This is a genomic window from Pontibacter chinhatensis (genome assembly GCF_900113285.1).
Taxonomy (GTDB): Bacteria; Bacteroidota; Bacteroidia; order Cytophagales; family Hymenobacteraceae; genus Pontibacter; species Pontibacter chinhatensis.
Map to the genome: position 1 here is coordinate 593,683 of NZ_FOOT01000001.1, position 22,982 is coordinate 616,664.

Sequence of the window (22,982 nt, forward strand, 5' to 3'; positions counted from 1 at the left end):
ATGGACAAAAACAAAACAAACTCAGAAGATAACCTGGCAGTAGCACTGCTGTACAAGTTCTTACCATTTTGGCCGTTGTTCCTCGTTTTGCTGTTGCTGGGAATGGCTGGCGCCTGGGCCTATATAAAATATTATACTATCCCTTCTTATGCAGTCACTGCCTCGCTGCTGATTAAGGATGAGGAGAAGGGCGTGAATGCCTCTAAGATAATGGAATCGATAGATGCATTCAGCACCAACAAGACAGTGGAAAACGAACTGAATGTGTTACGCTCCAGCGCGCTAATGTCTCAGGTGGTGCATAAGCTTAAGCTGTATGCACCCATCTATGAGGAGGACAGGTTCAAGTCCATTCCCGCTTATAATACCTCACCCATTACCATTTCACTTAAGTCACCGGAGACTGCCGTAGAGTATCCTGCGGTATACTTCACATATGATCAGGCTACCCAAAAGGTGCAAATAGACGGCAAGGAATACCCGCTCAGCACATGGGTTGTTACTCCTTACGGCGAGATGCTGTTTGAAAAGAACCTCTTACAGAATGGCAGTGCTCAACATCCGCTGTTCTTCTCCATCAATAACCCCAAAGCAGTTGCCAAGCAGCTCATCAGCAGGATTTATGTAGAATCACCCGGAAAGGCATCGAGTGTCGTAAACCTATATATCGAGGACAATGTACCTGAAAGAGGCGAGGACATCCTAAACGCCTTGATTGACGCCTATCTGCAAGCCGCACAAGTAGACAGGAATGCCTTGGTGTCGCAGACACTGGCCTTTGTGGAGGATCGCATCCAACTCATCGAAAAGGAACTGAAGGTGCTGGAGGAGCAGATTGTAAAGTATAGAGCCTCTAACGGAGCGGTTAACTTGAACGAGCAAGGAAAACTATACTTGCAGAGTGTGGACTTTAACGACCGCAGGATGAATGAAATTAACCTGCAGTTAGCTGTTTTAGATAACGTTGAAAAATATGTGTTGTCGAAGGAGGAAAATATAGGTATTGTTCCATCTACCCTGGGTGTGAGCGACCCGGTGCTTTCACAATTACTGCAGAAGTTATATGAAGCTGAGATACAATATCAGCAGCTTAAGAAAACCACTGCTGAAAATAACCCGCTGCTCATCTCGTTGCGGGAGGAGATAGATAACATGCGCCCTGGGGTACTGGAAAATATCAGAAACCAGCGTAGCAACCTGTTGGCAAGCCGCGACAAAGTCGCCTCCACTTCCTCCCAGTACAGCCATGTGCTGCAAGGTATACCACAGAAAGAGCGCGAGTTACTGGAGATAAGCAGGCAGCAGGCCATCAAGAACAACGCTTATAGCTTCCTGCTTCAGAAACGCGAGGAGACAGTGCTATCTTATGCGCCGTCCGCGGAGGATGTGAAGGTGGTGGACCGTGCAGAGGCCTCGAGAGGCCCTGTAAGCCCAAGACCACTCTACATATACCTAACCTCAGTGGTATTAGCGCTGGGGGCAGGCATAGCCCTGGTGACCGGTAAGGAGCTGCTCAACAGCAAGGTGTTGTTCAGGTCCGAAATAGAAAACTGCACGAACGCTCCCATTGTGGCAGAACTATCTGCGGCAAAGTATAAAGGCAAGAAAACGCTGCTGGGTCCGGACGATGTTGCCCAGGTAGAGCAGTTCCGGCAGATGAGGGTAACCATGGGATTATATGGCAGGACCTTCACCAGGAAGAAAATTATGGTTACATCAAGTATACCGGGGGAAGGCAAAAGCTTTGTCAGCAGCAACCTGGCCATCAGCCTTGCCTCCTCTTCTAAGAAGGTAGTCCTGGTAGATTTTGACCTGCGAAACCCCAACACCTCTGTCCTGTTCGAGAAGGCGAATGAGCCAGGTATAATTGAGTACCTGATGGATAATGCCCAGCCAGGAGAAATCATAAAGCCGTCGCCTTACCAGAACTTAAGTATACTTCCTGCAGGCATCAACATCGGGGACCATACCGAGTTGCTGCTCAACGGCAAGATAGAAGAGTTGTTCAAGATCCTGGAAGAGTCATTCGACTACGTGATCATCGACACTCCTCCGCTAGACCTGGTTTCGGACGCCTATCTACTCTCTGAGTTCTGTGATATTACCTTACTGATTATAAGGCATGCCTACACCCCCAAGAGCCTGGTACTGCGCCTGACGCAGGACAACAAGCTCAAGCAATTAAACAATGTGGCCATCGTGTTTAACGGAGTGAAGCCTAGGGGCTTCGTGAAGGGACAGTATGGCTATGGCTATGGCTATGGCTACGAGAGTAAGTATGGTAACAAAAGCTATAAACCAAGAGGTATTGCTGTAAACTCTTAACATTAACAAGCCGCAGGCTACTGCATCCACCCTCACATAATGCAATTTAAGAGCAGCTGTTGGTTCTTCCGATAAGGTGCTTTCATATCCCAAAACCTTCGTTCCCGGTTACCCAATGTGACTGAGGTAGGCGAAGCCTTATACAAAATGAATTCCCGCTACTTAAAAAACCCTCAGAAGATGACTCAAAACTGGTACGCCGTCTATACAAAGCCACGCTGGGAGAAGAAGGTCGCACAGACTTTAACACAGCATGGCATTCAGGCCTATTGTCCAATTAACAGGGTCGTGAGGCAGTGGAGCGACAGAAAGAAAATCATTCATGCCCCGCTATTTACCTCCTATGTTTTTGTGCGGATCACAGAAAAGCAAATTGCCGATGCCAAAAAGGTGGAAGGCGTGATAAACCTGGTGTACTGGCTCGGAAAGCCGGCCATTATTAGGGATGAGGAGATTGAAATCATCAGGCAGTTTCTAGCCGGATACGAGAATGTGCAGCTGGAAAAAGCGCAGTTCCGGGTAAACGATAAAGTCAAAATGACTTCAGGCCTGCTCTCAGATAAAGAGGGAACTGTAGTGGCCGTGAAGAACAATACAGTTAAGGTGGCGCTACCCTCTCTCCACTATATCATGTTTGCCGAGGTTGAAAAATCTGATGTCGCTAAGGTAAGCAGCATCCAAGCCTGACGCTAGTAAAGTATAATTTCCATTTAATTTATTCTGGGTATGAAAGTTCTTGTTACAGGTACTGCAGGCTTTGTTGGTTTTCATTTGGCTGAGAACCTGCTCCGCCGGGGAGAAGAAGTGGTGGGCGTTGACAACATCAACAGTTACTATGATGCCAGCTTAAAGTACGCCAGGCTACAGGAAAGTGGTATTGCAGAAGATCTTGTAGCGTGGAACAAGGAAGTAACCAGCGTCAAGTTCCCTAATTATAGGTTTATCAGGATGAACCTGGAGGATAAGGACAGCCTGCTGGCCTTGTGCGAGCGGGAAGGGTTTGAGGTAATCGTGCACCTTGCCGCCCAGGCAGGCGTTCGCTACTCGATTACCAACCCCGATGCCTATGCCCAGTCCAACCTTATCAGCTTTCTGAACGTGCTGGAAGCCAGCCGGTATTGCCAGGTAAAACACCTGGTGTACGCCAGCTCGTCAAGCGTGTATGGGCTGAACGGAACCATGCCTTTCTCTGTAAAGCACTGTGTCGACCACCCAGTGTCCTTGTATGCAGCCAGTAAAAAGGCAAATGAGCTGATGGCCCATACCTACAGCCACCTTTACAGAATCCCGACTTCCGGCCTGAGGTTCTTCACAGTGTATGGCCCCTGGGGGCGTCCCGATATGGCATACTTCCTCTTTACCGAAGCCATCTGCAACGGCAAGCCGATTCAGGTCTTCAACAAGGGCAAGATGAAGCGTGACTTCACCTACATCGATGATATTGTGGAGGGAATCGTGAATGTGATGTATAAGCCAGCTGAACCAGACGTTAGCTGGAACCCCAAACGGCCGGACCCCTCCCACTCCACGGCACCTTACTGCATCTATAACATTGGCAACAACAAACCTGTGGAGCTGATGCAGTTCATCCGTGAAATTGAGGCTTGTGTAGGGAAAGAGGCTATCCTGGAAATGAAGGAGATGCAGGCAGGCGATGTGACTGCCACCTGGGCCAACATAGACGAGCTGATGCAGCACTTCAACTATAAGCCGGCCACTAGCCTTCAGGCGGGGCTACGGAAATTTACCGACTGGTACAAACAATATTATGCCGTGCAAGTAGAACCAGCCGCTGTAAGCGGGTGAGTTCAGGTTTGAACCTGGAACCAAATCATACCGCGATTTACTAGCCTAAAAGGCGAGCGGTCCTACATGTACCTATTACGTTTCTTGCATTGGAAAGAGAAGTTCTACCCTCTCCCACTCTTAAGAAGAAAGAAAATCTTAAGCAGCGGGCATACCTTAATTCCCTCACCAGCATACTGGACTTTGGTGCTACCCAGCTAACCGGTTTCATAGTCAGTCCTTTCATTGTAGGCACCCTGGGCAGCTCCATGTATGGCATCTGGCAGATGCTTGGACAAATGACGGGCTACGCGAAAATAGCCGATACCAGGGCAACACAGGTGCTGAAGTGGACAGTTGCCAAGAAAAAAGATATAGCAGACGAAGAGGAACTGCGCAGCGATGTAACAAGTGCCTTCATCATCACTATGTTTATCGTCCCGCTTGTGCTCATCGTGGGTGCCGTCTTGTCCTGGTACGCCCCGGTGATAACCAAAGCGGAGGAGGCCTATTACAACCTTATCCGGATTACCTGTTCGCTCCTTATCCTCTCCCTGGTCATCACTAAGCTTTTTGATCTGTATGAGTCTGTGTTGAGGGGTATGAACCTGTCTTTCAAGCGGATGGGGCTCCGGGCCGCCATAGTAGTTGTAGGTGGCGGATTAAAGGTGCTGGTGCTTACGCTGGGCTATGGGTTAATAGGACTGTCGGCTGTTCAGGTGCTGCTCACGCTGGTGCTCGGCATCTCATACTATGTGGTTGTAAGAAATAACATCAGCTGGTTTGGGTTTGGCCGCACAAGCTATGCAAAAATAAAAGGCTTCAGTAAGGTTAGTGGCTGGTACCTGGCCGATACCGGTGCCAACCTGTTGCTCGGAAACAGCGATAAAATTCTGCTGGGCATTGTAGCCGGCCCGGTGGTGGTGACATACTACACGCTCACACAGTTCCTGCCCATTGCCCTGCAAGGCTTGATCAACCGCGTGGTGATGGGCATTATACCCGGGGTGGGCAAGTTGTTAGGGCTGGAGGAGTATGATAAAGTCAGAAAGGTCACGGCTAACATCAACAACATCACTTTCCTGCTAACGACTGCCTCCGGTGTTGCCATTATTCTGCTGAACCAATCCTTCCTGAACATCTGGGTTGGAGAAGGCTTGTATGCTGGCACCATTGCCAACTTGCTGATTATGGTGATGATCATGCAGGATACCTTTATCAAGCACGACTCCTACATCATCAGTGCCACGCTGGACTTAAAACATAAGGTGCTGCTTACTTTGGTAGCCGGTGTGGCTTTTCTACTGATTGGGTACTTTATGGCAGATAAATTTGGCATCATTGGCCTATGCATAAGTATGATAGTGGGCAAGTTTATACTTTATGTCGGCCAGCAGCGGATACTTTACCAAAAGTTGCACTACGCCTCTAAGGCAGGAAACATATCAAACCTGCGCCCACTGATTGTTGCACTGGTTTTGCTGGCAGGGGCAAGCTACTTGGCTTCGTTCTTAAAGCCTTTAGGCCTGCTGCAAATGGCCGCCCTGGCACCTATTGCATTCATGGTTCCGTTCTGCATTTTCTTTTGGATAGGAATGCAGCAACAGGAAAGAAACGAACTTGTGGAGCTTGTATCTGCCATAAAGTTCCTGAAGACTGAATAGCGTCCTATGAAAATCTTATTTGTTGCCCCACGCTTCCACACCAACCAGTATGAGTTAGTAAAAACACTTCAGGACCACCACCACCAGGTATACTTTCATGTCAGCTACCTGGGCCCAACTGAAGATTATAGTCTGCTAACCCCGACTAATTTCCGGCAAAGCAAAGTATCTGTCGCGATAGAGAACATATTGACCAAAAGAATTATCAGAAGACCCTACTATTTCTACTTCCCGAATATACGCGAATACTGGTTAGGGTTTAAGAGGCTCAGACCTGAGCTAGTCATCATCCGTGATCCTTACACGCTGTTTTCGATAATAGCCGCCTTCTGCGCCTATTTTCTCGGTGTCAAAACTATTTTCTACACACAGGAGGATCTCTACCGAAAGCGAACCCTATTTACCCATTTAAAGCAACAACTCACCATCCAGTTTTTTAAAGCTGCCTGGATTACGCCCATAGTAGAAAGCCCACGAAGTAACTCCAGAACTTTAAAGTATATGTATTACTTCCCGCTGCCTATTCCACTGCCGCCTATAGATGAGGTGCATAAACAAGCTCCTATTCCGGTGCCCGCCTTACTGATGGTTGGCAAATACCATCAGAGCAGGAAAATGCACCTGTTGCTTTTGGAGGCTGCACACAGGCTGAGGTCTAGATTTAATTTTCGTTTGACCATGGTGGGAGAATGCATTAATGCAGAGCAACAGCGCAAGTATAAAATACTGGAAGATAAGGTAGAACAACTCGGCATTGGCGATCGGGTAAGCTTGAAGGCTAATGTGCCTTACCATGAAATGAGCGCACTTTACACCAGTCACCATGTGTTTGTTCTGCCCTCAATAAATGAGCCCTACAGCATTTCCGTGCTGGAGGCCTTGGCTTATGGCCTTCCGGTTATCTGCACAGACTCCTGCGGTTCAAAGGTGCATATCAAAGACGGGTGGAATGGCTACATTGTGAAAGCAGCCTCCCTGGATGCACTTGCAAATGGCATCGCTGAAATTATCTCAGACGATGAGAAAATAAGCGAAATGAGTGGGAATGCCCTGGCCTATGTGCAGGAGAACTTATCCGGTGATGTATGCTACAAGCGGCTTCGGGAAATTATGGCCGATCGCTTTGCCACTGATATTGAAGCACCTGCACTAGCCCGCTAACCGGGTGAAGAAAATTTAGAAATAACTTAACAAGCAAAACCATGGCTCCTTTTTTCCTGCTGTTAGAACTTTTAAGTTATGCTTTCATCGTCTATCTGTTTCTGAAGAAGAAAGACCTGGCTATACTTTACCTGCCTGTGGTTTTCTTCACACGCAGTGTCATTGACCCTGTCTTGCCTGCAATCACGTTCTACTTCTCCATGACAGCCCTGGTGTTCTCCTTCGTTTTCCGGAACCCCTATTACTTTAAGCAGAATGTACCGGCGTTTCTATTGTTTTTATACTTTCTGGTGTTGCTGCCCCGGTCAACAAACCTGGAGTTCATACGCCCCTATGTGTTCTCCGTGCTATGGCTATTTACGTTGGTGCCGATGATCAGCACCATCTACCAGAAACACTCAAGAGAGGAGATCTTTTATGAGCTGAAGAACGCGGCCCTGCTCATACTTATACTTTTCATCGCCAACGTGGTCGTCTCCACCCTCAAGGGCTTCTCGCCAACGGAGATGTATGGCATCACGACCGGGATCCTGTATGGGAACGTTTATGCAGCGGGCTTCAACATCCTGACTTACTGCATCTTTGTAGTTGCGCTGAGCTCCATCCACCATAGAAGCTTCTTCAATCTTGTTGTTTTGGTAACTGCGGTTTCCTTCCTGCTGCTTAGCCTGCGGCGCTCGGTTATTGGCATGAGCTTTTTAGGTGTTGCCATTGCTTACTTTACACTCCTCACAAGGGAGAAAGCAAAGATGTTTGTGCTGGCAGGCGTTCTGATTTTTACCATCGGCACTGTTCTATATTCCGCCACCGACCTGGCAGACAGCTTTAAAGAACGGTATGAGTTAAGAAAACTGGACGAGCGGGAGTTAGAAGAAGAGTCGCGGTTTCTGGAATACGAGCTCCTGTACAAGGACATGTTCGTTTATTATGACTACAGCCCGCTAATAGGCTACGAACCCTTTAACAGTTGGGGAAACTATGGCAGAGGAGCGCTCGAAGACAGAAGCCTTCATGGAGACTTAACCAGCATTACCCACTCCAGCGGTTTAATTGGGCTCTGCCTTTACCTTTTAATGGTCTTTACGGCCTTCAGGAGCGCCTGGAGAGCAGCAGAGACACGCACAGACCTGCTCATCATCCTGTTCAGCGCCATTTCATTTGCAGCTTACACACTAACGGGACGCTATACCGAGATAGGCTCTATGATGATGCTATACCTTGTGCTGTTGTTGCCCCTTTCTAACAACGATAAGGAGACGGACGAGGAGGAGGTGGAGGAAGAACAGGAGGACTTGCCAGCCATCAGCAATGCGTTAACTACCCATGTTTACTAATATTATTTTGCTTAACCCAAAAGCCTGAACACCTATGCTGGCTGCACACCTAACACAGGGCTTACAGTTATCAACTTATCTATTGGAGCGCCTGCAGCAAAAGAAAATAATATTTGCTCACTGGAAGGGCAACGTACACCTGCTCGAGTCGCTGGAGGGCAAAACGGATATTGAGCTTTTGCTAAGGCCAAAAGACCGGGAGGACTTTGAAGCAACAATGGCTGAACTGAACTTCAAGAAAGCGGAAAGTGCGCCCTGGAACAGGTATCCAAAGGTGGAGGACTGGCTTGGGTTTGATGAGGAAACCGGGGCGCTTCTACACCTGCATACCCATTACGCCCTGATTGTCTCCACCTCCTATGGCGATTATGTGCCTTTACCCTGGGAGGAGCAGTTCTTCAACCACCTCACCACTGATGAGGCGACCGGCTGGCCCATACCTGAACCTGCCATGGAGAGCCTTATACTTCTGATTCGCCTTCAGATAAAGGGGCAAAACCCAGCGTATAAACTCCACGAGGTGCACCAGGAAAAAAAGCAGGAGCTCCTGGTTCTCTTAAGCAAAACGGAGGCAGACAGGTTTGCCGCATGCTGTGCCGCATTGCAGCTCCAAGCCCCTGTAGATGTGGCAGAAAGAATCAGCCTTATACTTACAAAGGAAAGATTGGGAGATATAATGGCGCTGTCTGATTTCATATACAGGCAGCTACCGGAAAGTATAAAAAGCGCAGCTTCCCATCACTCTCCAAGGGCGCTGTACTACAAATACTACCTCAAGACGTTAAAACATTACAAACCTCTCGTAAAGCCAATCAGGTTAAAAAAGCGTGTGGAAACCGGGGGCCGCGTGATTGCTTTGGTGGGCAGCGACGGTTCCGGCAAAAGCACGCTGAGCCAGGATATAACCTCTTGGCTTACCTATAAAATAGACACCCACTACTTTTACATGGGAAAGCTACCCTTCATCAAAAGCTACCAAACACGGCTCTTTTCCTATACAGACTTGCTTGGCTCCAGAAACCTACTGGCCAGAGTCTCAAAAAAGCTTATCGGGAATTTGTATCACATCCTGATCATCAGACAAAAAGCAGGTATGCTGAAACAGGCAAGGGAGCTTAGAAACGGGGGAAGCATTGCTATCTGCGACCGTTACCCACAACAGGAAGTATTCGGTTATAACGACGGGCCGAGGCTGCAGGACACGCCGCAAAGTACGTTTGCCCGCCTGGAAATGAAGTACTTTGAACAGGCCTTGCAAACAGGTGCCGACATCATCTTCAGGCTAATCGTTTCTCCGGAAACTGCGCACCAGCGAAAGCCGGAGCATAACTTTGAGGATATCCGGCGGAAGTGTGAAAGTATAAAAAGCATGCGCTTCCAATCGGCCTCACCGGTTACAGTGGTAGACGTTGATGCGGATGCCCCCTACGAGGAGGTGCTGCTCCAGCTAAAGCGGCACATATGGCGAAGGCTCTAGCGCCATCAATATTGCTAAAAAACTGCTATATAAGTATAAATCAGGCTAACACAAGCACCAAACAAACGTATAACTTTATATAGTTATAATTAAAGATAATCCAGGCTTAGCAGTTCTGGCGATGTTGAACAGTGAGTACCACCTAAAGCGAGATGCCCCCAAAAATAATTGAAATTATCGGCCCGCCCGGTATCGGCAAAACAGCTATCTACCAGTCCTTATGCGATATATGGGAGCCAGGCTGTAATTGGATTTTCCCGGAGGCGCTTCTGGAGCCTGAGCAGCCGTCCATTGCTGATTTGAATGAGTACCTCCTGCATTATGGTAGAAAGCTTTTCAGAAGAAAAACTGGAAGGACTATCCCGATGGATTATGGCCTTCGGTTTGTGGCCAACCATCCCGAATTGGCCGACTTCTTCTGGAACCTCCTCTCCGACAACAGGGTGTATAACTACCAGGATATAGACAAACGCTTCAGGGCGGCATACTTGCTTTTCCGCGACTTCTGCCGATACCAGGCAGTGCTGGAGAGCAACTGCCCCAAGCCCTGCCTCATCAATGAAGGACTTTTACAGAAGTCGTTTTTCATACACGATGACGAGGAGTATGTGTCGAAATTGGTATCCACATACTTGGCACTGTTGCCGCTGCCGCACGCCATACTTTTTATCGATACAGACAACAGGAACACTATTTTTAGCCGCCTTAAGTCAAGGAAAAAGGTGATAGCCTCCCATCTGGGAAAGGATGACGGAGAAATTCTGGTAGACATAGGCAGGTGGCAAAATCTGCTGCAGATTCTTGTGGAGCAAGCACAGAACTATAACGTTTTTGTTGCCAGGATTGATGGAGAAAAGCCCATCAAAGAAAATATATTCTATATAAACAGCCTTTTAAACAGCCTAAGGCCAGCACCCTAGTTTTAAGGAAGACGGGGTTGTAGACCCGCTACGGAGTCGCTAAAGTTTGAAAGATGCCATACGTTATGTAAATCAACACACGCAAATTTAAGCCCTTGTTTAGCGTTATAATCCCGCTCTTTAATAAAGAGATAACGGTAGCAGACACACTAACCTCTGTTCTAAACCAAACGTTCCGTGATTTTGAAGTTATCATCCTGAATGACGGGTCTACAGACAGCAGCCTCCAGATTGCTGCGTCTTTTAAGGATGACAGGATCCGGATTTATTCCCAACAGAACCTCGGAGTGTCTGCAGCCAGAAACAATGCGATAAAAAAAGCGACCCGCAATTACCTGGCCTTCCTGGATGCAGACGACATCTGGGATCCTGGTTATCTGAAGGAGATGACGAAGCTGATCAGAAAGTATAAAGAATGCGCCGCTTTTACCTGTGCCTACAGAACCATCACCCAAAACAGGACTTCTATTAAATGCGATGGGCTACCGGAAGGAGTCATCGGGGATTTCTTCGAAGAAAGGACCCGGAACCATATCATGCGCACCTCAGCGGTGGTGGTCCATCGATCGGTTATGGAAGCCCTCAAGGGATTCCCGGTTGGGATGGTGGGAGGCGAGGATGATTATACCTTTGCGCAAATAGCCATAAAGTATAAAATCGCCTTTACGCCAAAAGTGCTGGTTGTCTATGACAACAGGAACAGCACCTATCTCCAGCGCATGGGAAAGCCGGACTCCTGCCACGAATCCTGGCTGGATCTGTATGAGCCTGGGAATTACTACAAAAACGAGTTTGTGGCCCTAAAGGCCCTGACGGCGGGTATCCGCTATGCTTACGGTTCTCCTCAACGGAAGAGCCTCGAAATAGAGAAGAAGACAAAATACACGACTATGTACAAGCGGAAGTGGCGGCAACTGTACGTCCTCAACAGGCTCCCATACTTCCTTATCCCGCTACTCCGCCAGCTGATTCCAGCCTATAAAAGCAGTAAATCAGAGTTTGCCAAGGCTAGTAAGTCGCTGGTGCACAGAGTTGTGATGCAGCTGGTCTGAACGGAGCTGCAAGAAAGTATAAATCATTACCCGCTGAAGAATGGCTGCTGCGCTGAAAGCGGAAAATAGCTTATTGAGAATACCATTATGGCCAGATTTCTATTCTATGATGATCAGTTAATTAATATTCTACAGCAACATGAAAAGCCTTCGGGGGGTGCAGCTGTGCAGACGTTTAGCTGGATTAGGGGATTAACTAAGGTGGGGCAGGATGTTTTTATACTTACTGGTGCCGATAAAAATGCCATACTAAAAGAAGAGTGCAGAGACTACAAAATCATTCCGCTGTACGACAACAACAAAGGCGTAAGGTGGCTGCGGTGGGGCTATTACCGCCTGCCCTACCTCTATAGCAAGGTAAAGCAGGTGAAGCCCGACTACCTCTATCAAAGTGTGCCCGGCTGGGCCTCGTTTCTGATGGGTTCTGTCTGCTATCTACTTAACATAAAATACCTACTCCGAATCTCTAACGACAACCTGCTGGATGAGCGTATCAATAGACAGCACTCAGGGTTCAAGCGCTTCTTTCTGGAAATGGGTATAAAAATGGCTTACTGCGTTTTATGCCAGAATGAGTACCAGCTGAGCCAGGTTAAAAAGAAGTACCCGCAGAAGCAGGCACTTAAAATCCCCAACCCCATTTACCTGAGCCACTCCCCTTACACTGATACTACTCAAGACAGAAGCTACATCGCCTGGGTAGGTCTGTTCCAGTACCAGAAAAACCTGAAGCTCCTATATGAAATTGCAAGTACGCTAACAGATGAACAATTTAAAGTAGCTGGCAAGGAGCTTTATGGAAATGACGCGGACACGAAGCTATACTTAGCAAAGCTGAAGGAGCTGCCCAATGTCGAGTTTGTCGGGTTTCTGAGCAGGGACGAAATTCCATCTTTTCTGGCAAAGGCCAAATACCTGCTAAACACGTCACACTATGAGGGCTTCAGCAACACATTTCTGGAGGCCATGACTGTGGGTACGCCAATCATCAGCAGCGACAAGGTAAACCCGGATGGCTTTATCTCAAATAATAACCTGGGCATTGTATATAAGGATCTGCAGGACCTGGTACAGCATTACCGCGCAGTCTCCGCAGAAAAGTACAGCCAGATGTCGGCTAACGCCCTTGGCTATGTTGTAGAGCACCACGACCACGAGGCGCTCGCGAACAGGCTACTATACTTTCTGGAAAAGCGTGAAAAGGTAGCTGTGACTTGAAGTATAAAATCAGCTGCGTACTCCTCCTTCAAACCCATGACCCTATTTCTTCATAATGCTTCATCGGTATACTCTAGTATGGAATTTCCTTTTAATAAAGATAGAATCAGAGTTTTATTCTTCATTGGTAACCTTCAAACTGGCGGCAAGGAGAGACGACTTTTAGAACTATTAAATTATCTCAAAAGCCAAGGCAGGTATGAGATGCTGCTGCTCATGACGAAAGAGGATATTTTTTATCCTGAGTTTTATAACTTGGGCATTCCCTATAAAGTCATTGGCCAGCCCAGGTATACTGTCTTTTCAAGTTTCTTCAAAGTATGCAAGCAGTTTAAACCCCATGTTATTCATACCTGGGGTCGCATGCAAACGCTTTACTCTCTGCCAACAGCCTTATTGCAAAGTATACCAATCATCAATAACCAGATAACCTCTGCCCCACCCAACTTTAATCTTTGGTCCTGGGAGGGTTTAGTAGATAAGCTGAACTTCCATTTTTCCGATTTTATACTTTCCAACTCAGCTGCAGGTATAGACTCGTTTAAGCCTCCGCTCCATAAAAGCCAGGTTATTTATAATGGTGTAAGTATGAGTCGCTTTGAAAACCTGACGGATGCCTTGCTGGTAAAACAAAAGTATAATATCACTACCCCCTACACCGTCGTGATGAGCGCCTCCTTCTCCCCTAACAAGGACTATGGCCTCTTTTACCGGATCGCCGATCACATTACCCAACTTCGCGATGATATAACCTTTATTGGAGTGGGACAGAGCCATGATGACCTGAACTTTAACAGGTACCGGGAAATGATCAAAAACAAGCCGCTTATCAAGCTGCCGGGAAGGATAGACGATGTGGAGGCGCTCGTGAGCGCGAGTGATATCGGCGTATTATTCTCTCCGAACGGAGAAGGAATTTCAAACTCCATTATTGAATACATGGCCCTATCAAAGCCTGTCATCGCCAATGACACAGGCGGAAACAAAGAGCTTGTACGCCACAATGAAAACGGCTACTTAGTAAAAGACCTGCCGCATACAGGCATTGCCCAAATCATCCTGGACCTTATTGATAACCCTGATAAGCGGAAAAAGCTTGGAGACAGAAGCAGGGAAATTATAGTCGACAACTTTTCCATCAGCAAAATGGGAGAGTCGTTCGAGCGCATTTACGGCGAGGTAGTGGGGCACGCACCCAGTTTCCAAAACGCCACCCCCAAGCTAGAGTCAAACACCATCGTCTAATCCAGCCAAAGTATGAATGTACTTTTCGTTAGCCGCTCTAAAACGGGCAAGCCCCACCCTTTTGTAGAAGAACAGGCAGCGGCACTGGAGAGCACTGGCGGCATCCGCATCCAGCACTACCTGGTGAGAAGCAGTGGATTGGTAGGCTACATCAAAGCTGCCTGTCGCTTGTATAAGCTCCTCAAACGTACCCCTGTTGATCTTATACATGCACATTATGGCCTGTCTGGGCTCACGGCTGTTCTAAACAAAGTTATATTTGGTAACCGCTTCAAGGTCATCATCACCTACCACGGCAGCGACATTAACAAAGCATCAGAGCGGTGGCTGTCCTTACTGGCATCCAGGCTGGCAGACTTCAACATTCTGGTTTCCGTTAAAATGCTTCGGTACTTTAACCACAATCGTGCTGTTATACCTTGTGGCATAAACACAGACGTAGCACTAACGCACAGAAGTGAAACCCGCGCTTCCTACGGCTGGGGTGAAAATGACTTTGTTATACTTTTTGCCTCCAGGTTTAATATAAGTGTAAAAGATCCGGAGTTTGCCTTTCAGGTGATGGAAACCTTTAGGGCCTCAACCACTAAGTCGGTAAAATTTATTGAGTTGAAAGGCTACAGCCGGGATCAGGTTACCCAACTGATGCAGGCGGCAGATGCACTTCTGATGTGCAGCAAAACGGAAGGAAGTCCGCAAGTGATAAAGGAGGCCATCGTGAATGGCCTGCCCGTTATCTCAAACGATGTGGGCGATGTAAGGGTAATTTGCAGGCACGTAGATCATTGCTACATTCTTCCTAAACGTGTAGAAGACTATGTGGAGCGCCTTCACTTCCTCAGCAACACCTATCCGCGGATCCAGAACAGGGAGCCGGTTATAGCAGAATACAGTAACCAGCATATCGCTGAAAAAATTTTAGGCATTTACCAGCGCGTGCTATACAAGCCGGTTCATACCTAACGCGCGGATTGCTTCAGCATTTACAACAGTCCATACTTATACTTCCGGATGCATTGCGCTGTGACAGTACAGGCATGTATCTCAGGCCTTTCACAAATACAGGTTATCTATCTCCTGATGGATACCTCTCCACAAGTATCAGGTCATACTATAAGATTTACTATATGAAAAAGCTGTTCGGGTACAACCTCTACCTTCAGGATAGGGCGACCTTAATACAAGAACTAAAGCACAACATAGCGCTTGGGCAGACAAGTACGGTTATCTCCTTGAACACCTTAAAGCTGTACCAGGGCTCCAGGAGCAAATATCTGGCGTCATTATTTCAGTCCGGCACCCACATTATTCCAGATGGCCAGTCCATTGCCCTGGCCGAGTACCTGGTGCATGGCAACAGAATCTCAGCCATTTCCGGCGCTGAGCTGATGGTAGAGCTAATTAAGGAGTCGGCCCGCTGCGGCTATAAGATCTTCTTCCTCGGCTCGCCACGGGAGCTGCTCGACCGGGTGAGCGCTAAGATTGAAAAGGACTACCCGCAACTGAAAGACAAAGTGGCATTTCAGGATGGCTATTATGATGTAGCGCATGAGGGAGAGGTTGTAAGCAAGATCGCTGACTTCGAACCGGATTTTCTCTTCGTAGCCTTCGGCTCACCCAGAAAAGAGGAATTTATCATCAAATACCATAGCAGGCTCAATGCTAAGGTAATTATGGGTGTGGGCGGAAGCTATGAATACTTTGTAGGCGATGTGAAACTGGATCCGCTCACCAAAAAATTAGGCCTCAGGTGGTTGGTAAGAACGCTGCAGGACCCCGCACGGCTTGCCAAAAGGTACGCTGTGTGTAACTCCTACTTCCTGTATGCCCTGATACGGGAGATGCTCTATAGCCGCAGAAGAAGTGCTTATTAAGCGAGGCACTGTTTATACTTTTCTTTAGAAAACGTCAGGATTCTTCACTCTTTTTCCTAACAGCATGAAAATTACGATAGTAGCCGGAGCAAGGCCTAATTTCATGAAAATCGCCCCGATCATAAAGGCCATCGAGCAAGTACAGCAAACCGGCAAAGACATTAGTTACCGTTTGGTGCATACAGGTCAGCACTACGACAAGAAAATGTCGGAGAGCTTTTTTGAAGAGCTGAACATCCCTGCTCCCGAGGTGAATCTGGAGGCTGGCGGCGGCACACAGGCAGAGCAAACCGCCGCGATTATGGTACGCTTCGAGAAGGAACTTCAGCAAAACCGGCCGGACGTGGTGATAGTGGTGGGAGACGTTACCTCTACCATGGCCTGCTCTATCACAGCCAAAAAGCTTGGGGTAGATGTAGCGCACGTGGAGGGAGGTATACGCTCAGGCGACATGACAATGCCCGAAGAAATCAACCGTATTGTAACAGACAGTATCAGTGACCATTTTTTTACGACATCGCAAACTGCCAACGAGAACCTGCTAAAAAGCGGTGTTGAGCCGGATAGGATACACTTTGTGGGTAATACGATGATAGATACCCTGCTCTCTAATATCGGGAGATTGAAGGATCCGGAGATTACGGTTAGGGGAGCCAGGCTAGAGGCACAATCATACTTTACCCTGACCCTACACCGGCCCGCCAATGTGGATGAACAAAGCAAGCTTCGTTCGATGATGAACGCCATCATCGAAGGCACCGATAAATACCCTATAATTTTCCCGGTGCACCCACGGACAGCCAGATACCTGGAGGAACTAAGTATTACGGATGAGCGCCTTCACTTCGTGGAGCCCTTATCCTACCTGCAGTTCAACTACCTGGTAAAGCACTCCAAAGGCGTTATCACCGATTCGGGTGGGATAACTGAGGAAACCACCGTGATGGGCGTACCTTGCCTCACACTCAGAGATAATACAGAACGACCTGAAACAGTTACCATTGGCACAAATGAGTTGATCGGAACGAATCCCTCCTACCTGAAGCCTTACCTGGACAAGCTCCTGAAAGGTGAATGGAAGAAAGGCGGTGTCCCCCCGCTGTGGGATGGCAAGGCATCAGAGCGAATTGTTCAGAAGCTGGTACAACTATATGCTTAGAAGAAGTATAAAAGGCAAGCAACTACCGATTTGAAAGCTCGGACCTTCTAAGTTGAAATAGAATAAAAAAAGCTCAAGATGTAATCTTGAGCTTTTTTTATGTCTCGTCCCGAAGTACAAAAGCTTCTAACTCATGAAGGTGGTTTATACTTATGGCAGAGAGCTGAATTTTATACTTTAAGGAAGTATAAAATTCAGCTCTACATTAAACTCCGAGGTGTATAATATTTAGCTTTCAGCTAAAAAGCACTGTGATGCGTCTTGGTACCGAAAATGGTCATAAAGACTATCTTTAAATCAAGAGCAAAGGACCAGTTCTCCATATACCAGATATCATGCAGCGTGCGCTGGCTTTTCTGCTCTTTTGTGTCGGTTGGTCCACGCCAGCCGTTAACCTGCGCCCACCCTGTTATACCGGGTTTGTAGTAGTGCCGGATCATGTACTTGTCCTCTGTTTCCTGTAGCTGCCTGTTCAGGAAACTGCGGTGCGGTCTCGGCCCAACCACGCTCATCTCCCCTAGCAGCACATTCAGGAACTGTGGCAGTTCATCCAGGCTATACTTTCTCATGATCTGGCCAAGACGGGTTATGCGGGGGTCATTTTTTTGCGTAGACATCACGCCTGCAAACACATCATCGCACACCGTCATTGTCCTGAACTTAAAGACTCTGAAAGATTTACCTCCTTTGCCTATCCTGGCCGGGCAGTAAAAAATAGGCCCCGGTGAATCCAGCTTTATCAGAATCGCGAGTACCAGAAACAACGGCAGCAGGGCTAACAGAGCAAACGTGGAGAAGGTGATATCAAACATGCTCTTAGCAAAGGAGGCGTAGGTATTATCCAAAGGCAGCTGCCTTACATGCACGGCCTCTAAGTGGCCATAGCGTTTGGTGCGGTAGTGGCTTCCGAATAAATTCTGGTAATCCGGTACATACTTAACCCGTACCCCATAATGGTCTGCCACCGAGAGTATCTGGCGAACCTTTTTGGAGGGTTTAACAGGAATGGCTATTACAATTTCATCTACGGTGTTGTTCTGCAGGTAATCATGTATACCCTCCACGCTGCCCACCACCTTTTCCTGACTAACCAGGCACTCCTCTTCCTCCTTGAGTTTGATAAATCCCTTCACGCTGTTGCCGCACACTTCCTCCTCCACATGCTTTGCCAGATTCCCAACGCCAGCAATTAAAGTATGGCTACCTGATGTTGTGCTTGATTTAATCTGATTGATTATCCCCCCCACAATAAAGTTTAGCGGGATACCCAGAATCGGAAAGCCAAGTGCAAAGGCCGCAAACACCTTCTTGTCTGAAAAAATCTTCGTCAGAAACTCGGGGTGCAGGTAGTAAAGCATGCTTGTAAGGCACAGCAATACCAGGTATGATTTGATAAAGTTAGTAAGCCTGGGGATATGGCGGGACTCTGACAGCCCGATAGATGACTTAGTTCTTGTATAGCCTATCAGCACCCACAGCAGGAACACATTAATGATAATGAGCCAGTGTGTTTCTACGAAAGTTACTAATTCTGCTACACTAAAAAGTATCAGAATAGTAAGTACAAAGGTTAGTATGTCTTTTTCCCAGGAAGCTGCCGAAGAGTTGTGTCTAGCTCTTATCATAGTATTGCACTTAATTACAAACCTTTAAATTTTTCCTATACTCGTCGCACGCTTTTAAAGGACGTTGAAACCAGCGCTATAATCAGTTATCTGGGCTTATAGAGGAGGGTGAAGCATAATACGTCCTGCCTTCTAATCTGATTAATCATAAGTTCAGTGGAGTAATATAAGGTAGGATCGGCTTTACTTTAGAACAAGCGGCTACCATCAGCTTCTAGCCATTTAGGCCTGATGAGCTGAATTATCCCAACACTAATATATGTCCTGTATATCCGACTTTGTATAAATAAAATATTACATATTCCTAAATCAAATTAAAATAAAACAATTAATCTTACTCACACTCCTTGTACGTTGCAATAATAGAGAAGGATAATATTAGATATTTATAAATTTCACTAAAAATACTTTTAAATTAGGTTTCAATCTATTACCTACTTTATCTATATTTTATGCAATTTGGGTTAATAAATCGTTTTTGGGGGTAGATGAACAATCCTTGGCAGTAAAAGTGCAAACAAGACTTTATTGTGAGATAAAAAGCTTACTTAAGCGGCCCAAAAATTGAATTAAATATTTATAAAATTATTTCTTGTCCTAACTTAGAATCCCTCCAAGTCTTAATACACCTTATGTTATAGAACATAATGTGAGTCTCTTTGCTCATATATGAGGCTAAAAAATGTTACAACTTGTAATGAGATTTTTCTGAAGTTAATTGAACAGAAAGTGTAGCAGAATCCTTACCACTGACCAAGGCATAGACAGGCTTCGGATTTTCCTGCTGCAATTGCTTGGCAACGGCGCGCAAATATGCAGCAAGCCCTTCTTTTGCCGAAGCATGGTAGTAAGTTAGCTCAAGTATAGAACCATCAGCAACCTGCTCCTGGCATGCCACCTTCAAGGTAGCCGGAGGTATACCAACCCACCCGCAAGCGAGCAGCATGCCCTTATCACTCCAGGTATAGCAGCGCTCTCCTGCCTCCAGGCGCCTCATGGAAGACTCCAGAAACTCCCATCGTGTTAGGTCGGCATCTGGCACATAGTCTAAGAGGTCTTTCAGGCTACAGTATTGTATCGCTATACTTGTGTCTTGCTGCATGCCGGGTTCTGAAACAAGTATGAGTTGACCTTGGTTAGCCCCATTATCTGCAACGGGATTCAGTTTACTTATGCCAGCCCTGCCTTGTAGTTGCATAAACCTCTTCTTGAGTTTTCTGAGGGTTTCGTGCCTCACTCCAACAGCCATCGCTCCCTGCATAAGTTGCTGCCTCATGGCCAATGTAAGTCCCCTGATAACTTTGGAGTAGCCTCCGACAATGTCAAGTTGGTGCGCTGTTCCGTAGTCTGTGGCAAGTATATTTTTATAGGGATCAGCTCCGGGCGTAAGATCAAAAACAGATATCCCTTCCTTTGCCAGCAGCTGTCCTAAAAGCAAGAAGTGAAGTATGCCAGGAGAGTGTTTTGCAAAGGTGGGGCAGTGGGTATTCAGGCCCTGTAAGTGCACCCACCCCTTGCCCGTAACCCCGGCATTGGAGGCTATTACTTTTTCATCAACGGTTAACAAGGTAGTATGCAACAGGTCTCTCTCAAACAAGAGCGTCAGGAATTGTTTTCGCAGGCTGTCTGTGCGGAAAAGTGTCCTGTTGAACATGGCACCCTTCCGAAAGTCATACTGCAGCGTCAACTCGTCAATAACCTCCCTGAAACGCTCAGGTGAATTTACCCGCTCGAAAGTAAGCTCCCCAAGCCTTTTCAGACGGTTCATCTTTTCCCTTCTGTTCTTTTTCCGAAGCTCTGCACTTAACTTTTCCTCGTCTATGACCATTAACGGTTGCTTCACGCTGCGCACCAGGCTATGCCTTCTCCAATAGGAATTCCGGTTTGTCCAGTTCAGGTTAGCGCCATCTGGCACGTACTTTAACCGGATATTACTGCCAGGAAATTGCTCCATTAACTCCTGCATGGCGCTGCTCACGAACTCCTCCTCTTCTTCAGGCCTGGAGATCCATACCTGGTACTCTGCCTGCTCAGCGCCTGCACCCACAATCAGCCTTTGCCCATCCACTGCCAGGGCAAGCACGCCAGCGAGCCTTCCCTCCCGGTTATAGCTAATAATAAGTATGGGCTTATAGACTTCTTTGTATACTTCATACCAGGTAGCTACATAGGTGTAGCTCTGAAAGGCAGTACCCCAGGGGCAAGCCTCATATAAGGCTTCCCATTCCTGCCTGAAATCATCCTCCTGCAGCAGGTCGTTTACCTCCTCCCCTACCAGCACTTCCAATTTAGCCCTTCCACCAGAGCTAATACGCTTTGTTTTAACACCCAAAGTTGTAAACCGGAACATAGACTTGTGCATTTAGTGCTGCTTGTGATGAAGCTTTAGTTAGAATTATATAATAGGGTACTTACCTTATCAGTTTTGCCAGGCTAGTTTGAGACATTATCAAGATATATCGTGCCATGGCCATTATCCACAAAATACACTGGAGTGCCTCTCTGCTGCCGGACAAGACGTGCAGCCTCAATCAGAAAAGCAGGCACCATTCTCTTAATCGCTTTGCAATAGTACGTAAGCTCCAGCACTGACGACCCTTTGGGAAGAGCCTGCTTTAAGGATACCGTTTCTGAACTGCTAAGCCAGGCGCATGCCTGCAGTTGCCCATCATCGCACCAGGTATAGCAGCACTTTCCTGTCTCTAAGCTGCGCATGGCCGCCTCCAGGAACTCCCATCGAGTCAGATCATGCTTCGTTGGCTTGTATGCCAGCAGGTGCTTTAAATCGTTTTCCTGAACCTGTATACTTCCGTCTGCATAACGCAATTCTGCAGGCGTTCCAACTGATGGTTTCTTTTCCGATGATCGCAGCCGAAACAATGTAGCCATAGCGTGGCGCGGATTTATAGCTGACTTCAGTCTTGCCTTTAACAGGTAAGCTTTTTTCCTGATTGCCAGCTCAACGCTCATTGGCCTTTTACCTGCTTGCACCAACCTGTTGTACAAATGCCTTCTGATACGCCTTTTGGCTCCGCTTATGGTACTTCCCGGAATTACCATTTCATATACCTGATCATGGTCCGTGGCTAAGCGCTCTTTGTAGGCGTCACCTCCGGGCGTGAGATCAAACACCTCAACGCCGCTATCGGCCAGCTGTTTACCCAACATAATGAAATGCACAAAGCCCGGCGAGTAGTAATTTGCCTGGTAAGGAGTATGCGTGTTTATCCCGCCCAAGTGCACCCATCCTTTGCCGGCCACAGCAACAATCGCCGCCATTAACTCCTCGTTCACTTTAAGCACGGATACATGCAAGAGCTTCTTCTCGAAAATGGCTAATAAAAACTCAGTCTTAGGGGGATTATCTGAAAACTGATTCTTATTAAACATCGCCCCCTGCCTAAAATCATACTGGACAACGAGTTCTGGCAGAATCTTTTCGAAGTAGCTCTTATCTGTAACGACCTCAAAGCTGAGGTTTCCGAGGCGCCTTAAACGATTCACTTTATTTTTGAACTCAGGCTTCTTAAACAGCTTTGGAAATTCAGGAGACCCCATGGCCATCAAAGGTCTTTGAACCGCCTGCAGCACAACCTTGTTTCGCCAATAAGGGTCTGCCTCTGCCCAGTTCAAGGGAGTTGCCGGCGGCAGGTATCTAAAATGGATATCGCAGCCCGGATACTTACGGATTATACTTCTAAGGGCCGCCTTGATAAACGCTTCACCGTACTCCGCATCCGAAAGCCAGCATTGATACTCCGCATCGTATTGGCCGGCTCCTACAATTCGGCCAGCTTTTAGTAAATCTTCGTGATCATCTACGCTGGTTCTTGGCAAGGCCATAGCCAGCACCCCAACCAGGTGCCCTTCATGAGTGGCTGTTACAAGTATGGGCAGGTACTCTTCCTTAAACACTTTATACCAGGTCTCCACAAAAACACGGCTTTGAAATACCGTGCACCATGCGCATGCTTCATAGAGCAGGTCCCATTCTGCTTTAAATGCTGGCTCCAAGAGTAGACTATATACCCGCTCACCAACATGTAATTCTGTCTTCAAAGAGGCTTCCTCTTTTACCCCCTTGTAGTGTTCTCTGTCTTCTTCATTCTTAATTACCGTTTTCATAGTGTAGAACTTAAGCGT

Annotated in this window: 17 protein-coding genes; 14 read left to right on the forward strand and 3 right to left on the reverse strand. The window is 47.2% G+C overall.

Annotated features, from left to right (window positions below; genetic code table 11):
* From BM040_RS02625 to wecB, 14 genes are all read left to right on the forward strand, one after another.
* Positions 1–2,325, forward strand: coding sequence for a GumC family protein (locus tag BM040_RS02625; protein WP_092098728.1), 2,325 nt, complete (start codon positions 1–3; stop codon positions 2,323–2,325).
* Positions 2,326–2,505: 180 nt separating this feature from the next.
* Positions 2,506–3,012: a UpxY family transcription antiterminator gene (locus tag BM040_RS02630; RefSeq protein WP_092099446.1), complete on the forward strand. Its 507-nt coding sequence runs from the start codon at positions 2,506–2,508 to the stop codon at positions 3,010–3,012.
* A gap of 39 nt (positions 3,013–3,051) precedes the next feature.
* Positions 3,052–4,131 (forward strand): NAD-dependent epimerase, encoded by a 1,080-nt coding sequence (locus BM040_RS02635; RefSeq protein WP_092098730.1) that lies wholly within the window; start codon positions 3,052–3,054, stop codon positions 4,129–4,131.
* An 89-nt stretch (positions 4,132–4,220) separates the two neighbouring features.
* Positions 4,221–5,774 carry a lipopolysaccharide biosynthesis protein gene (locus BM040_RS02640; protein WP_092098732.1) on the forward strand — a complete coding sequence of 518 codons (1,554 nt, stop codon included), beginning with the start codon at positions 4,221–4,223 and terminating at the stop codon, positions 5,772–5,774.
* A 6-nt stretch (positions 5,775–5,780) separates the two neighbouring features.
* Positions 5,781–6,935 carry a glycosyltransferase family 4 protein gene (locus BM040_RS02645; RefSeq protein ID WP_092098734.1) on the forward strand — a complete coding sequence of 385 codons (1,155 nt, stop codon included), beginning with the start codon at positions 5,781–5,783 and terminating at the stop codon, positions 6,933–6,935.
* Between the two features lie 41 nt (positions 6,936–6,976).
* Positions 6,977–8,269, forward strand: a complete 1,293-nt coding sequence (locus tag BM040_RS02650) for a hypothetical protein (protein ID WP_092098736.1) — start codon at positions 6,977–6,979, stop codon at positions 8,267–8,269.
* A gap of 34 nt (positions 8,270–8,303) precedes the next feature.
* A complete protein-coding gene (locus BM040_RS02655) occupies positions 8,304–9,746 on the forward strand; it encodes a nucleoside/nucleotide kinase family protein (RefSeq protein WP_139217745.1) in 1,443 nt (480 codons plus the stop codon).
* Positions 9,747–9,898: 152 nt separating this feature from the next.
* Positions 9,899–10,666, forward strand: coding sequence for a hypothetical protein (locus BM040_RS02660; protein ID WP_092098741.1), 768 nt, complete (start codon positions 9,899–9,901; stop codon positions 10,664–10,666).
* A 95-nt stretch (positions 10,667–10,761) separates the two neighbouring features.
* The gene (locus BM040_RS02665; protein ID WP_175490951.1) at positions 10,762–11,718 is read left to right on the forward strand and encodes a glycosyltransferase family 2 protein; all 957 of its coding nucleotides are present in this window, start codon (positions 10,762–10,764) and stop codon (positions 11,716–11,718) included.
* Between the two features lie 87 nt (positions 11,719–11,805).
* Positions 11,806–12,936, forward strand: coding sequence for a glycosyltransferase family 4 protein (locus BM040_RS02670; RefSeq protein ID WP_092098745.1), 1,131 nt, complete (start codon positions 11,806–11,808; stop codon positions 12,934–12,936).
* A gap of 363 nt (positions 12,937–13,299) precedes the next feature.
* Entirely contained in the window at positions 13,300–14,181 is an 882-nt protein-coding gene (locus BM040_RS02675) for a glycosyltransferase family 4 protein (RefSeq protein ID WP_245756071.1), read from the forward strand.
* Between the two features lie 12 nt (positions 14,182–14,193).
* Positions 14,194–15,144 carry a glycosyltransferase gene (locus BM040_RS02680; RefSeq protein WP_092098749.1) on the forward strand — a complete coding sequence of 317 codons (951 nt, stop codon included), beginning with the start codon at positions 14,194–14,196 and terminating at the stop codon, positions 15,142–15,144.
* Positions 15,145–15,308: 164 nt separating this feature from the next.
* Positions 15,309–16,055, forward strand: coding sequence for a WecB/TagA/CpsF family glycosyltransferase (locus BM040_RS02685; protein ID WP_175490952.1), 747 nt, complete (start codon positions 15,309–15,311; stop codon positions 16,053–16,055).
* A 64-nt stretch (positions 16,056–16,119) separates the two neighbouring features.
* Positions 16,120–17,214, forward strand: a complete 1,095-nt coding sequence (gene wecB / locus BM040_RS02690; RefSeq protein ID WP_092098753.1) for a non-hydrolyzing UDP-N-acetylglucosamine 2-epimerase — start codon at positions 16,120–16,122, stop codon at positions 17,212–17,214.
* Positions 17,215–17,453: 239 nt separating this feature from the next.
* Here the strand turns inward: wecB and BM040_RS02695 are convergent, their stop codons facing one another.
* The 3 genes from BM040_RS02695 to BM040_RS02705 all read right to left on the reverse strand — a co-directional run bounded on the left by BM040_RS02695 (position 17,454) and on the right by BM040_RS02705 (position 22,964).
* Entirely contained in the window at positions 17,454–18,839 is a 1,386-nt protein-coding gene (locus BM040_RS02695; RefSeq protein WP_092098755.1) for an exopolysaccharide biosynthesis polyprenyl glycosylphosphotransferase, read from the reverse strand.
* 685 nt (positions 18,840–19,524) lie between these two features.
* Positions 19,525–21,189 (reverse strand): GNAT family N-acetyltransferase, encoded by a 1,665-nt coding sequence (locus BM040_RS02700; RefSeq protein ID WP_175490953.1) that lies wholly within the window; start codon positions 21,187–21,189, stop codon positions 19,525–19,527.
* 83 nt (positions 21,190–21,272) lie between these two features.
* Positions 21,273–22,964: a GNAT family N-acetyltransferase gene (locus BM040_RS02705; RefSeq protein WP_139217747.1), complete on the reverse strand. Its 1,692-nt coding sequence runs from the start codon at positions 22,962–22,964 to the stop codon at positions 21,273–21,275.
* Positions 22,965–22,982 lie beyond the last annotated feature (18 nt).